Source organism: Enterococcus sp. LJL120 (genome assembly GCF_054871765.1).
Map to the genome: position 1 here is coordinate 230,181 of NZ_JBTXLV010000001.1, position 12,315 is coordinate 242,495.

The 12,315-nt window shown below is 41.4% G+C and carries 9 protein-coding genes and 1 tRNA gene; 7 read left to right on the forward strand and 3 right to left on the reverse strand.

Going from position 1 to position 12,315, the window contains the following annotated elements:
- Positions 1-16: 16 nt before the first annotated feature.
- Positions 17-2,623 carry a pyruvate, phosphate dikinase gene (gene ppdK / locus ACYSNU_RS01170; protein WP_461735397.1) on the reverse strand — a complete coding sequence of 869 codons (2,607 nt, stop codon included), beginning with the start codon at positions 2,621-2,623 and terminating at the stop codon, positions 17-19.
- A 311-nt stretch (positions 2,624-2,934) separates the two neighbouring features.
- On the opposite strand from ppdK, the gene ACYSNU_RS01175 reads away from it, so the two are divergent.
- The 3 genes from ACYSNU_RS01175 to ACYSNU_RS01185 are packed head-to-tail and all read left to right on the forward strand — an operon-like array spanning position 2,935 to position 6,747.
- Positions 2,935-4,467, forward strand: a complete 1,533-nt coding sequence (locus ACYSNU_RS01175; RefSeq protein ID WP_265455773.1) for an ABC transporter permease/substrate-binding protein — start codon at positions 2,935-2,937, stop codon at positions 4,465-4,467.
- Between the two features lie 2 nt (positions 4,468-4,469).
- A complete protein-coding gene (locus ACYSNU_RS01180) occupies positions 4,470-5,450 on the forward strand; it encodes an ABC transporter ATP-binding protein (RefSeq protein WP_461735398.1) in 981 nt (326 codons plus the stop codon).
- Entirely contained in the window at positions 5,437-6,747 is a 1,311-nt protein-coding gene (locus ACYSNU_RS01185) for a dihydrolipoyl dehydrogenase family protein (RefSeq protein WP_461735399.1), read from the forward strand. The genes ACYSNU_RS01180 and ACYSNU_RS01185 overlap by 14 nt, the downstream gene beginning before the upstream one ends.
- Positions 6,748-7,015: 268 nt before the next feature.
- Here the strand turns inward: ACYSNU_RS01185 and ACYSNU_RS01190 are convergent, their stop codons facing one another.
- Positions 7,016-7,882, reverse strand: coding sequence for an aldo/keto reductase (locus ACYSNU_RS01190; protein WP_461735400.1), 867 nt, complete (start codon positions 7,880-7,882; stop codon positions 7,016-7,018).
- 140 nt (positions 7,883-8,022) lie between these two features.
- On the opposite strand from ACYSNU_RS01190, the gene ACYSNU_RS01195 reads away from it, so the two are divergent.
- Entirely contained in the window at positions 8,023-8,277 is a 255-nt protein-coding gene (locus ACYSNU_RS01195; protein WP_461735401.1) for a hypothetical protein, read from the forward strand.
- 308 nt (positions 8,278-8,585) lie between these two features.
- Here the strand turns inward: ACYSNU_RS01195 and ACYSNU_RS01200 are convergent.
- Positions 8,586-8,667, reverse strand: a tRNA-Leu gene (locus tag ACYSNU_RS01200).
- A gap of 534 nt (positions 8,668-9,201) precedes the next feature.
- Here ACYSNU_RS01200 and ACYSNU_RS01205 point away from each other — a divergent pair.
- The 3 genes from ACYSNU_RS01205 to lepB are packed head-to-tail and all read left to right on the forward strand — an operon-like array spanning position 9,202 to position 12,312.
- On the forward strand, positions 9,202-10,449 hold the full coding sequence (locus tag ACYSNU_RS01205) for a hypothetical protein (RefSeq protein WP_461735402.1): 1,248 nt from the start codon (positions 9,202-9,204) through the stop codon (positions 10,447-10,449).
- A 42-nt stretch (positions 10,450-10,491) separates the two neighbouring features.
- On the forward strand, positions 10,492-11,802 hold the full coding sequence (locus ACYSNU_RS01210) for a hypothetical protein (protein ID WP_461735403.1): 1,311 nt from the start codon (positions 10,492-10,494) through the stop codon (positions 11,800-11,802).
- 12 nt (positions 11,803-11,814) lie between these two features.
- Entirely contained in the window at positions 11,815-12,312 is a 498-nt protein-coding gene (lepB, locus tag ACYSNU_RS01215) for a signal peptidase I (RefSeq protein WP_461735404.1), read from the forward strand.
- The last annotated feature ends 3 nt before the right edge of the window (positions 12,313-12,315 follow it).

Consider the following 12,315-nt stretch of genomic DNA (forward strand, 5'->3'; position numbering starts at 1 on the left):
CTCCTGTTGCTATAAATTAAACGCTGCTTTGGGCGACTGCCAAAATAGCAGCGGGAATCCGATAAGGAGAACAAGAAACGTAATCGACGCCGATTTCTCTTAAAAAGGCGATTGAAGCAGGATCACCACCGACTTCTCCGCAGACGCCAAAGGAAATTTTTTGATTCAGCGGTGTGACTTTATTCACCGCCGTACGCATCAACTCACCAACTCCCTGCGTATCTAAATGTTGATACGGGTCATTAGCTAAAATATGTTTTTCCATGTACTCGGGAATAAATTTAACAGAATCATCCCGGGAAAAACCGTAAGTTAGCTGGGTCAAATCGTTTGTACCAAAGCTAAAGAAGTCGCTGTTTTCAGCTAGTTGATCCGCTGTCAAGCAAGCCCGAGGAATTTCTAGCATCGAGCCGATTTTATACGGCGTCGCAAAATTATATTCGTCAAAGACTTCCTGAATCGTTTTTTCTAAAACCTCCCGCAGAAAATCTAACTCACGTTTTTCACTGATTAGCGGCAGCATAATTTCTGGAATCACCTGAATGTTTTGCGCCTGAGAAACTTCTAGAGCAGCTTTGATAATCGCTCTGGTCTGCATCTCATAAATTTCTGGGTAGGTAACCCCCAGACGACAACCCCGATGACCGAGCATTGGGTTAACCTCTTCTAATTCAGCAATCCGCTGGCGAATATCGCTTAGACTTTTACGGGTTTCTGTAGCGGCCCGTTTCAAGTCCTCTTCCTTTGGCACAAATTCGTGCAGTGGCGGATCTAACAGGCGAATGGTGCAGGGCAGGCCAGCCGTCAAACTAAAGATTTCCCGAAAATCTTGAATTTGAAAGACTTCTAAATTAGCTAAAGCCTGTTCACGACTGGCTTTAGTATCAGCTAAAATCATTTTGCGCATTTCCCAAATGCGCTCTTCACCGAAAAACATGTGCTCAGTGCGGGCTAAGCCGATGCCGGCAGCGCCAAATTTTAAAGCTGTCTGAATATCTTCAGCAGTTTCAGCGTTGGCACGCACTTTTAAATCGCCAAGCGCTAAGCCCCATTCCAAAATCTTCGATAATTTTGAAAAATCATTGTCTAAGGTTGTCGGAATTTTGCCGAGATAAACTTTGCCGCTGCTGCCGTTCACGGAAATAATGTCGCCTTCTTCTAAAACAACGTCACCGGTTTTGGCCCGTTTCATAAATTCATCCACCTCTAAGGCTTCACAGCCCACAATACAGCAGGTCCCCATTCCACGGGCGACCACGGCGGCGTGGGAAGTCATGCCGCCTCTGGATGTGACGATGGCTTCACTGACCACCATGCCCTCAATATCCTCTGGAGAAGTGTCTTGCCGCAGCAAAATAACTTTTTCGCCAGCGTCATGGGCATCCTTCGCCGCTGCTGCTGTGAAATAAATTTTTCCGGTAGCAGCACCGGGACTTGCTGGCAAACCGCTGACTAAAGCTTCGGCGTTTTTTAAGGCTTCTTCATCGAACACAGGATGGAGTGATTGATTAATCATTTCTGGTGTAATTCGATTCAAGGCCTCTTGTTTGGTAATCGCTCCGCTTTCAGCTAAATCAATCGCAATTTTCATGGCGGCTTTGGCAGTCCGCTTACCGTTTCTAGTTTGCAAAATAAATAATTCACCATTTTCAATCGTAAATTCGATATCCTGCATGTCCCGATTATGGTCTTCTAAAATCCCGCAAATTTTCTCAAATTGTTGATAGACCTCAGGCTGCTCTGTTTGTAGCTGACTGATTTCTTTAGGGGTTCGAATCCCCGCAACGACATCTTCCCCTTGCGCGTTGATTAAATATTCTCCGAAAATACCAGTCTCGCCGGTTGCGGGATTGCGGGTGAAGGCCACGCCTGTGCCGCTTTGGTCGCCAGTATTGCCAAAGACCATCGCTTGGATATTAACCGCAGTACCCAAATCATCAGAAATTTGGTGCAGCCGGCGATAGGTTTTGGCTCGAGGATTATTCCAAGAGGCAAAAACTGCTTGCACCGCTGCGGTTAATTGCTCAAAAGGATCTTGGGGAAATTTTTCTTTAATATGTTCCATATAAATTAACTGATAGGCTTCTGTGACCCGTTGCCAGTCAGCCCCTGTTAATTGATTATCTTCTGTATAATCATGTTCCTTTTTGTAATGGTCTAAATAATTTTCAAAATAACTGCGGTCAACACCTTTGACAACATCGGCATACATTTGAATTAGCCGACGGTAGCAATCATAGGCAAAGGCCGGATTGCCGGTAGCTGTTGCCAAAGCTACCACGGTTTGATCGTTTAAACCTAAATTTAAAATAGTGTCCATCATGCCGGGCATCGAAAATTTTGACCCGCTGCGGACTGACACCAAGAGGGGATTGCGAGTAGCACCAAATTGTTTATTTGTTTTATTTTCCAGTAATGTGACATACTGTTTGATTGTCTCCAGTAAGTTTTGGGAAAGGCAAAGGGTATCTAAATAATCCATGCAGGCGCCAGTGGTGATGGTGAAGCCAAAAGGCACAGGTAATTCTAAGCTGGTCATCTCCGCTAAGTTTGCTCCTTTACCGCCTAATAAGTCCAAATCTTCCTTTGTACCCTCTGAAAAATCATAAATAAGTTTGCTCATCTACTGCTCTCCTTTTAATGTGATGTTCTTATCAATCTAAAAAAAATATATAGTATGACACATTAAATGTCAATAGCGTGTTCTAATAAAAAACATTTTCTAGCAGTGAAAAGTCAAAAATTTATTTTAAATTAAAAAAATGAAGAGAAGTGGTCCATTTTAAAGTTAGTTGGCCAAGAGGGGCTTCTCAGGCTTCCTCAAAAGTATCCATCTTTAGCGCTTTTCTCTGAAGCAAGTCAACCTGCTTGGTGGAAAAGCAGGCTTTCGCTATACTTAAAATAAATTTAAAAGAGGAATGGGTTAAGTTTATTATGGATAATTTAATTTCTACGTTTTTAGAACGGAAGGACGATTTATTAACCGCCACCTTCCAGCATTTATCGATTTCGATTATTGCCTTGTTAATTGCAATTTTGATTGCGGTACCGTTGGCCATTTGGCTGGCCAACCATAAACGAATGGCGGAAGTGATGCTGCAAATTACCAGCGTGCTGCAAACTATTCCGTCGCTCGCTTTATTAGGATTATTAATTCCCTTTGTCGGGATTGGTACAGCACCAGCGTTAATTGCACTGGTGGTCTATGCGCTTTTGCCAATTTTTCAAAATACTTATATTGGTCTTTCAGAAATTGATCCTTCAATTGAAGAAGCGGCAACAGCCTTTGGGATGTCACGGATGCGCCGCTTGATTAAAGTTGAACTACCAATTGCTTTACCGGTGATTGTTTCAGGTATTCGGACAGCACTGGTTTTAATTATCGGAACAGCGACATTGGCAGCCTTAATCGGGGCTGGCGGTCTCGGAACCTTTATCATGTTAGGGATTGATCGTAACGATCCGACATTAACTTTAATTGGTGCGATTTGTTCGGCTTTACTGGCAATTATTTTCTCTGGTCTAATCAAATTGATGCAGTATTTGAAACCAAAATTTACTGTGCTTACCTTAGCCGTGTTGGTCTTAATTTTTGGTGGCTTCTCCGTTTATCAAAGTGGCTTTTTTGCAAAGGACACCATCACAATTGCCGGGAAATTAGGTGCAGAACCAGATATTTTAATTAATATGTATAAGGAACTAATTGAACAAGAAGATCCAGATGCTAATGTTGAATTAAAAGAAAACTTTGGGAAAACGAGTTTCTTATTTAGCGCATTGGAAAATGATCAAATTGATATTTATCCAGAATTTACTGGAACAGTTTTAGAAAGCTTAGTCACCTTACCTGAAGATGACCAAGGGGTGAAGTTCTCTGCTGAGGATACTTATACCGAGGCCAAGAAATTATTGGATGAACAATTCCAAATGAGTTTCTTAGAACCGATGGCTTACCAAAATACCTATGCTTTAGCGGTCAAAAAAGACTTTGCTGAAGCCAATGATATTACGACAATTTCTGATTTGATGAAGGTTCAAGATCAAATCAAAGCCGGTTTCACTTTAGAGTTTATCGACCGTGAAGACGGCTATAAAGGCATTCAAGAATTGTACGGCTTGAACTTCCCAAGTGTGCAAAGTATGGAGCCTGCGCTGCGTTACCAAGCGATTAATAATGGCGACATTAATTTGTTGGATGCATATTCGACAGATAGTGAAATTGCGCAATATGATTTAGTAGTCTTACAAGATGACCGGGCTTTATTCCCGCCATACCAAGGGGCACCGTTGATGAAGACCAGCTTTGCCGACGAACATCCGGAAGTGGTGACGGCCTTAAATAAATTACAAGGGCTGATTACAGAGGAACAGATGAGTAATATGAATTATCAGGTTAATGTAGAAGGTGCCGATCCTGCCGATGTGGCCCACGACTTTTTAGTAGATCAAGGCTTGTTGGAGGAATAAAAATGGAAAAAATAATTGAGTTTAAAGAGGTCAGCAAGGAATTTAATGGCAATCGTGTCATTGAAAATTTAAATCTGACAATTAATAAAGGTGAAATTTTTGTAATGGTAGGTCCTTCCGGGAGCGGAAAGACCACCACGATGAAAATGATTAACGGTTTGACAGTGCCGACTGATGGCAATGTCTACTTTAAAGAACAGCGGATTAAAGACTACGACATCAAAAAAATGCGCTGGCAAATGGGCTATGTGCTGCAACAAATTGCGCTTTTTCCAACAATGACTGTCCGCCAAAATATTGAAGTTATCCCGGAAATGTTAGGCTGGGAAAAGGAAAAACGACATGCCCGAGTCGATCAATTATTGGCTCAGGTGGATTTAGATCCAGAAGAATATCGCCACCGCCTGCCGAGTGAATTATCCGGTGGGGAACAACAGCGGATTGGTATTTTGCGGGCGCTAGCTGCCAGCCCAGAAGTTATTTTGATGGATGAGCCCTTTAGCGCCTTAGATCCGATTTCCCGGACGGCTCTACAGGAACTTGTTTTGAAAATTCATCAAGATTTAAAAACGACGATTGTCTTTGTTACCCATAACATGAAAGAAGCGTTAAAATTAGGTGACCGAATCGCCGTGATGCGGGATGGTAAAGTGCTGCAATGCGATACACCGGAACAGATTTTGGCTCATCCGGAGTCTGATTTTATCGAAGCCTTTTTTGAAGAAGAAGGTGAGATTCAAGCTGATTTTATCTCCATTGGATTGTTGGTGGAGGATGGCTTTTACGAAGAGGCGACGGCTGTTGATACATTGCCGCAAATCTCTTTGAGTGAGACGTTAGATCAGGCCTATTTTTTATTAGCCGATGCAGAAAAATTGCAAATTGTTGATCACACACAGCAAGTGATTGGTCACTTAACTAGTAAAAATGTTTTCCAATACCTCAGTCAAAAAAAAGGAGGAAAAACTCATGTTGAAGTTTGATGCTGTTGTCATCGGTTCCGGCGTCGCTGGTCTCAGCGCTGCTTATAAATTAAAGGATGCCGGCAAAAAAGTCGCCATCATTGAAGAAGACCTTTGGGGAGGCACCTGTCCAAATCGCGGCTGTGATCCCAAAAAAATTCTAATCGCCGGCGTGGAGGCCCGCGATCGAGTGAATCAATTAGTCGGCAAAGGTTTCAGTGAGCTAGCGCCGATGAATTGGGAGGAAATTGAAGCCTTTAAACGCAGCTTCACCGACCCGGTGCCTGAAAGCCGTCAAAAAGGCTTAGCCGACTACGGTGTTACAACTATTTATGGCCAAGCTCGTTTTACAGATGCTAATCACATCACGGTCAATGATGAGGAGATTGAAGCAGCGCAATTTTTAATTGCGACAGGTCAGCGGGCTAATCTGTTAAATTTGGATGGTCAAGAATATTTAAGCAATAGCACCGACTTTTTAGCTTTATCACACATGCCAAAGAGAATGGCCGTTATCGGCGGTGGCTATATTGCCTTTGAGTTGGCAACAATTGCCAATGCAGCCGGTTCAGAGGTGACAATTATTTTGCATAATCGCCGGCCATTAAAAGAATTTGATGCAGCATTAGTTGACGAAATGGTTGCTCAACTAAAGGAGCGGGGAATTCGTTTCGTATACGATACAGATATCAAAAAAATAGTGAAAACGGACGAGGGCTACCATCTTTCAGCTGACGACACAACTTTGGAGGCTGATTTTGTCTTGTGTGCTACTGGTCGGATTCCTAATGTCGAAGAGTTAAATCTCGAGGCAGCCCAAGTTGAGTATTCAAAAAAAGGGATCAACGTCAATGACTATTTGCAGACTTCTGCTGAAAATATTTATGCCTGCGGAGATGTCTTAGCAAAAACACAGCCGCGGTTAACGCCGGTTTCAACTTTTGAGGGTGAGTACGCAGTCTCGGCTATGCTAGGCAATCAAACTCCTATCAGCTACTCGACAATTACGACAATTGTTTATGGCAGTCCTAAATTAGCAAAAGTTGGCGTTACCATTGAAGGGGACGGCATCAAAATGGTAGAGCAGGATTTGACTGCTTGGTTTACTTATCAACGATTAAATGAACCAACTGCTAAAGCAAAACTTTATTTTGATCAAGATAACCAGTTGGTAGGGGCGACGACTTTAAGTGGTCAAGCCGATGAATTGATAAATTATCTAGCTATGGTTATCGACCAAAAAATTTCCCATGATACTATGAAGGACTACATTATCGGTTATCCAACCGTTGCCAGTGATTTAGCGTATTTAGTTTAAAAAGAGAATTTAAAATAAAAAAATAAATTTGCATCAGCCTCCCTTTACGAGGCGGTGCAAATTTATTTTTTTCCTGTTGTTTTGTTACTTGTCCAAAAAAATTGATTGAGGCTTTTAAAACTATTCTGCAACGCCTCTCCAAACCTAATTGGAAATTAAGACAAGCCAATTGTTCTAATCAACTCTGGTAACTTTGCTGTGAGAGTTAGGCAATTGGCTTCTCAAGTTAAAAACTAAAGCCATCTTGAAACTTTGTTGCAGTCCTCAACTATTTTTTTGATGCACGTTTAAAGACGGGGATGTCACTGTTGGTGCCGTAATCAAAGTCATTGATGGCTTTTAAAATAGCCATGTCTGCGGCTGAAATCTCAAAAGCAACATCCGCATTGTTTTTCATATGGTCAACACTTTCAGTTTTTGGCAATGGCAGAAGATTCAATTGCAGACAATAGCGAATCGCTAATTGCGGAATTGAGACGCCATATTTTGCGGCTATTTCAGTAATTTGCGGATTACTCATCATTTCGCCATGGGCAATTGGCGAATAAGCCTCTACAAAAATATCGTGTTTTTGCGAAAATTCAATAACAGCAAAAGGTGTGTGGCCAATATGAGCCAGCACTTGATTGACCATCGGTTTAATTTTGGCATGGTCTAAAAGATTTTGCAGGTCGGCTTCTTCAAAGTTTGAAACGCCAATCGCTTTGATTTTCCCTGCTTCATAGGCTTCTTCTAAAGCCTTCCACGCTGCTAGATTACCTTCAAAGAAGCGCTCTTCGTCATTTTGAAACTCCGCCCAAGGCTTGGGACTGTGGATAATCATTAAATCAATGTAACCGAGGTCTAATTTTTTTAACGACTCATCAATTGCAGCCACTGCCTGATCATAATCTTTAATCTCAGCTGCGAGTTTAGTTGTCACAAAAAGGTCTTCTCTTGCTACGCCAGAATCTCTAACGCCTGCTCCGACACCGACTTCATTTGCATAGGCTTGAGCGGTATCAATATGGCGATAACCGACAGCAATCGCATTTTTGACATCGTCAGCGACCTTTTCATCGGCAATCATCCAGGTTCCAAAACCAATTTTAGGAATGGATAGGCCGTTTGCTAAGGTATAAGTTTCATTTAACATCTGTATTCCTTCTTTCTAAGTTTGTAAACCCATCATACAACTTAAAGCTGACTTTAAGGCAAGTAGAAAGTTTGAAATTTTTTTTAATAGACATGATATAATTAAAGGGAGCTAGAATTATAAAAAAGGATGTGGTGAAAATGCAGCGGATTTTATATTTGGGACAGCTTGGCTTACCTTCAGCTCGTGTGTTGCTTCTTTTAGCGGGGGGGGGGCTTTTGCTACTATTAGCTGGAGTGGTTTATTTCACAAAAGCGGAATTTTTTGTTCGCATAATTAATGTACCAATCGGCGCTGGTCAAAAGGATACTAAATTAGTTAAACGTCGACAACTCGCAGCCATCACTTGTCTGGTGCTTGGACTAGTCTTTTTTGTGGCAGGAATTATCAGCTAATAAACGGAAGTTTTTTATTTGCGTGGTAGCTTTCTGTGGAAGCAAAAAAAGTGCAGGTCAAGTTTTTTTGAGATTATAATTCACGGAACCAGTTTGAATTGCCTCTGGGTCTTGCAAGATTTGAAATAGATGTTGCGAGTGTTTCAGTGATTTGAAGATGTGAAACGAAAATTGAAAATGTTTAGTGATTCTCAGTGAATAGTGTTTTGACATATTAATTTAATGCTAACCGAAAGATGTGCGTGTAGTGTTTTTAAACAAAAAAATTGAGGGTGCCTGAAATTTCAGGCACCCTCAATCGATTTTTATGCGGAAGATGGGAGTTGAACCCACACGAGCTAAGCTCACACGCGCCTGAAGCGTGCGCGTCTGCCATTCCGCCACTTCCGCGTTTGACTAGCAATAGAATAGTCCAAAATATCGAATAAAGCAACTAAAAAATTTTTTCCGTGTCAATAAATGAGCGGGGACAAAAAAACGATTAAAAACTTTTTTTATTATTTTTTTAATTAATATCCAATATTGTCCGGCAACTAAGTTATAATTAGTAGGGACTGTCGCCAAAAGGATTGCTGTTGTTTTTGGCTATCAAGAAGCTCAGCTGTCAGCATAGCATCATCATTGTGGATTAAAGTTGGTAAATGCTGCAAAAACTCAGTGTTTATCAGAGAAAATCCCTGTTTTATGTAACTAATAATTTTCCTGTGATTAAGTGAAGAAGCTATTATTCTGCTTTTTTTATAAGTCATTTTCTTATATCCGAAAAATTCATAATTAAATTGACCAGAAAGCCGATTAATACTATAATTTAATATATATAGCAATTTTTCAGATAATTGCTTACATCAGCATTTTCTTAAGGAAAATTATGGAAAGAACTTATTGTATATATGAATAGAAAATTAAAAATCTTGGAGGGTCACTATGTTTGGTAAAGGGAAAAACAAAAACAAAAAAAATAAAAAACGTCGTTACGATGAAGAGTTTGAAGATGAATATGACGAATATGATGAAGAAGATTGGGACGACGAAGACGAGGAAGACTGGGACGACGAAGATGATGAGGATTATGATGACGACGATGAGGACTGGGACGACGAAGATGACGAGGACGATGATGACGACTGGGACGACGATGAAGATGACGAACCAGTAAAGAAAAAACGCGGCTTCTTTGGTTTTGGTCGTAAGAAAAAAGATGATGATGACGACGACTGGGACGAAGACGACGAGGATGATGAGGACTGGGACGACGAAGATGATGACGATTGGGATGAAGACGAAGACGACGATGACTGGGATGATGAGGACGAAGAGGAAGAGTATGAAGAACCTGTTCGTAAGAAAAAACCAGCAGCTAAGGCTAAACCTAAATCCAGTCCTAAGAAAAAACAGTCTGGTTATGAAACTCCTGATCAAGCTTATTATTCTGAAACAGCAGAACCGCAGTCTACAGCAGAAATTGATCGCTTAGAGGAAACCGTGGCTCGTTTGAAGGAACAATTAGAATTAAAACAAGAAGAAGTGACTAGAATTGCAACGAGCTTTGCGGAGAAGGCACCGGTTGTTGCACCAGAACCAGCACCAGCTGCGGTCACTCAAGAATTTGAAGCAATTGTTTCCAAGCTGCAGGAACAACTGTCCCAAAGAGATCAAGAATACGCGCGAATGGCCGAAACAATCAGCCAGCAGGAAAAACAATTGCAAGCTGAGATTACGAATAAAAACGATGAGCTAGCTAAATCAGTAGAAATGCTCCAGCAACAGTTGGCTGAAAAAGAAGCTCAAGCACTACAAGAGCCAGTTTCAACTCCAGTGGAGACGGAACCTGTAATGGAGCCGACAGTTGAAGCGGCAGCTGTCGTTGAAGAAATGGACTCGGCATTTGCAGCAGTTGAAGAACCGGTTACCACACCGACAGAGCCTGTAGTTGCTGTGGAACAACCAACATCGGCTGCTCCGAAATTATCTGAAGCAGAAGAAAATATGATTTTTGACGCCAGAGCAGAGAGTGAACGGATTATTGCCGATGCCCAGCTGGAAGCTCAGCAGATGATTGCTGAAGCCCAAGCGCGGGTGCAGGAATATGAAGATGAAATCAACAAGTTCAAAGAAACTTTAGCTAAAATCAAAGGCGAAACAATGGAAGTATTTGATCAGTATTTAGATTAAACTTCTCACAATCAAATCAAACCATTGGAAAGGAAGGATAGCTTGAAAAATCAAATGATTCAAACCGCTATCTATCCAACGCCAGCACCGGCGGTTGGAGTAACGATAATTGAAAAAGATAAGTTTCAGAGTTTAACGGCAGCTTGTCGTCAGATGATTGAAAACAAACAGCTGACAGGAGCGCCTTCAGATGAAGCGATTCGCGACTATTTTCAAAATATTTTTCAACTTACAGATCCAACCTACCATGTGGAAATTATTGCCGATCAGCCGTTGTCAATGACCCAAGAGCTTTGGCAGCAGCTGGAGGCAGCTTTTCCGCAATTCGCCTGGATTTTTTTGAAAGAGACGGAAAGCCGTCAGCAATATCTCTATTATGCATCTTTTGTTCCGTTGGCTAGTACGGAGAAACCATTTCCTTTTGAGATTAATTTTCAAGAAAGTGTGCTTCAACAATTTGCGTCAGTTTCCGGCAAGGCGATGGCTTTGGTGGAGGAAAAAATTTCCGAGATGATTCGTGAGATTCAACAGGCGGTTCAAAATAGCGGTGATATGGCTTCCAGCGAGGAAATGATTTCCTTAGAAGAGCTACAAGCGGAACTTGATCAGCTTGAAGAACCCGAAGACCTTGAAGAAGAACTAGCTGAAGCAGCAGTCGATGAGGCCTTTGAAGAAGCAGTCGACGAAGTGTTAGCTGACGATGAAGAGTTTGAGGAGGAAGCTGAGGCAGAGGTCCCGACCGAGACGCTTTCGCTTGCTGAAGATGAAGCTTTTCCAGAACTAGCCTTAAAAGTCGAGGATTTACAAAATCGGCTGAAACACGAAAAACTTAACCGTCAAAAGGTGAAGAATACCAATAAGAAGCTGGAGCTGATGATTGAGCGCTTAGAACAATCATTGATAGCTAATAGCATCAGCTATTTTGGTGAAGCTGACGAAGCGGATGAAGATTGGGATAAGATTCTTAAAATTGATTTACGGGAATACACCTATCTGATTCAGAAAACTAAATACTTGGAACAAATGTGGCAGATGAATGGTAAAATGTTAAATCGTTCTGAAAGAATGACGGTTTCTAGCGACCGGATTACTTATGAACGCAGCCAAGTCGACCATATTAAAGATAATTTTTCCGCCAACGAAATCAGCTTTGCGCTTTACGAATCGCAGATGATTGAACAGCGGGTTAAGGTTCACGCTAGAACATGGTTTGGCATCGGCAAACCCCATGTTAAAATCATGAAAATGGATTATGATAATCTAGTCAGCAAAGCGGCTTACTTCGATTTATTACAGGGCGAAACGATTATCTTAGAAAAAATCGCCAGTGAAGATCGAGCTGATATTGACTAAAGGAGCTTAATGTTGGAAAATAAAGTGGCAAACAAGTCAAAATTGATGATTAGTTTAATAATCGCCGGTCTAGTATTGTTACTAGCAAATTGCGGTATGCTGCTTTATGGTTTTATTTTTCCAAAGTATATCGTGCATGGCGAATCTATGGAACCCACGTTATTAAGTGATGAAATTGTCCAAATCACCAGTCACGGTGAACCGGAACGCTTTGATGTTGTTGTTCTTCATCCCCCAACGGATGAGGAGGAAACCTATATCAAACGGGTAATTGGTTTGCCGGGTGAAAATGTGTATTATGCAGATGGGCAATTGTACATAAACGCTCTTCCAGTCGGTGATACATTTTCGACAATTACGAATAATTTTTCCCTTGAAGAATTATTCGGGATTGAAGAAATTCCCGCCAACTATTATTTAGTTTTAGGGGATAACCGAGAAATATCTTTAGATAGTCGAATTTTTGGGTTGGTTTCCCAAGAGGAGATTATAGGAATTGTTGGAGGATAGTTA

Coding starts and splice junctions, on each gene's coding strand:
- ACYSNU_RS01185 (WP_461735399.1), top strand. CDS start 5,437: ATGTTGAAGTTTGATGCTGTTGTCATCGGTTCCGGCGTCGCTGGTCTC.
- ACYSNU_RS01180 (WP_461735398.1), top strand. CDS start 4,470: ATGGAAAAAATAATTGAGTTTAAAGAGGTCAGCAAGGAATTTAATGGC.
- ACYSNU_RS01190 (WP_461735400.1), bottom strand. CDS start 7,882: ATGTTAAATGAAACTTATACCTTAGCAAACGGCCTATCCATTCCTAAA.
- ACYSNU_RS01205 (WP_461735402.1), top strand. CDS start 9,202: ATGTTTGGTAAAGGGAAAAACAAAAACAAAAAAAATAAAAAACGTCGT.
- ACYSNU_RS01175 (WP_265455773.1), top strand. CDS start 2,935: ATGGATAATTTAATTTCTACGTTTTTAGAACGGAAGGACGATTTATTA.
- ACYSNU_RS01195 (WP_461735401.1), top strand. CDS start 8,023: ATGCAGCGGATTTTATATTTGGGACAGCTTGGCTTACCTTCAGCTCGT.
- ppdK (WP_461735397.1), bottom strand. CDS start 2,623: ATGAGCAAACTTATTTATGATTTTTCAGAGGGTACAAAGGAAGATTTG.